The organism is Celeribacter persicus, from assembly GCF_003050785.1.
GTDB lineage: Bacteria > Pseudomonadota > Alphaproteobacteria > Rhodobacterales > Rhodobacteraceae > Celeribacter > Celeribacter persicus.
The window spans coordinates 1-1,344 of the sequence record NZ_QAOH01000086.1 but is presented as its reverse complement, the minus strand read 5'-3'; the positions used below and the strand labels follow the sequence as shown (position 1 = coordinate 1,344).

At 60.9% G+C, this 1,344-nt stretch carries 2 protein-coding genes and 1 pseudogene; 2 read left to right on the top strand and 1 reads right to left on the bottom strand.

The features are described from left to right. Both C8N42_RS21315 and C8N42_RS21310 read left to right on the top strand, forming a co-directional pair. A pseudogene (locus tag C8N42_RS21315) lies at positions 1–327 on the top strand (cation-translocating P-type ATPase); the annotation flags it as partial. Between the two features lie 63 nt (positions 328–390). Continuing rightward, positions 391–903 carry a L,D-transpeptidase family protein gene (locus C8N42_RS21310; RefSeq protein ID WP_107818393.1) on the top strand — a complete coding sequence of 171 codons (513 nt, stop codon included), beginning with the start codon at positions 391–393 and terminating at the stop codon, positions 901–903. On the opposite strand, the gene C8N42_RS21305 is transcribed toward C8N42_RS21310, so the two are convergent. Further along, positions 884–1,344, bottom strand: a 461-nt coding sequence (locus C8N42_RS21305; protein ID WP_146168315.1) for an apolipoprotein N-acyltransferase, incomplete at its 5' end; no start/stop codon positions are given. The genes C8N42_RS21310 and C8N42_RS21305 overlap by 20 nt on opposite strands.

Genomic DNA, 1,344 nt, shown 5'->3' with positions numbered 1-1,344 from the left:
GACGCGGCAATCGAGACGGCGGATATAGCCCTGATGACCGACGATCTCGGCAAGGTGCCTTGGCTGATCGGTCATTCGCGCCGGACAATGTCGATCATTCATCAGAACATCGGTATTTCCTTGGCGACCAAGGGCGTTTTCGTTGTCGCTACCGCGTTCGGACTGGCATCGATGTGGGGCGCGATTGCAGCCGACGTAGGAGTGTCATTGCTGGTGGTGGCCAATGCCCTGCGCCTGCTGAACAGCCAAGAGGCCAAGGCGCCGCCGTCCGGCGGTGAGCAGGTTGGCCCACAGATGGCAAAGGCCGCGCTTGCCCACGGACATTGATCACGCAGCATTTGCAAGGTAACGTAATGTCCATAACAGACCTCACGAAAGAGGCATCGAGCAGTGAAAACCATCCGATTTCCCCGCCGCGCCGTCCTGTTGGGCGGGCTGGTAGCGTTTCTGTCCGGGTGTGCCAGCAAGTTCCGCAGCTATGACGGACCCGAAGTCACCCGTGTTCGGCTTTACAAGGGACAGCGCTTGCTTGTTCTCGACGGAGCCGATCGCGTCTTGCAAACCTATCCGGTCGGGCTGGGTTTCGCTCCTGAGGGTCACAAGCAATTCGAGGGAGACGGCCGGACCCCTGAGGGCGCTTACGTAGTCGATAAGCGCAACCCCGACAGCACCTACCATCTTTCGATTGGCATCTCTTATCCGAATGAGGCCGACATCGCTTTTGCCGAGGCGCAGGGCCGGTCCCCCGGGGGCGACATCTTCATCCATGGTGGTCCACGACCCGGCATCGACCCAACGGACGTCCGCGACTGGACAGCTGGCTGCATCGCGGTCACAGATCGGCAGATCGAGGACATCTATGCAATGGTGAAGGACGGAACACCTATCCACATCTTTGCATGACGGTGTTTCTCATGCGGCGGTAGCGCGCCGTCGCATTGGTCGCCATTGCCCAGCTCCACGAAGCCAAGATGAGCGCCAGCAGCATCCAGTCCCCGAAGCTCGCGTAGAGTGTCGGCGGTCGCGCGGAGGGCAGGCTAGCGTCGATGATGCCCGTTTCGCCGGTATCGAGCCGCGCAATGATCTCTCCGCTCGTGTCGATGACCGCAGAGACGCCCGTATTCGCGGCTCGAATGACAGGAAGGCCTTCCTCTACGGCGCGCATACGTGCGGAAGCCAGATGCTGCTCAGGTCCGATGCTGGTGCCAAACCAGGCGTCGTTGGTTGCGTTGAAGATCCAGTGTGGCCTGAACAGGTCGTCGACCACATGCCCTGGGAAGATGATCTCATAGCAGATCGCCACGGCGACCAGCGGCACACCCGGAAGCGCAAGCGTTCGCGGGC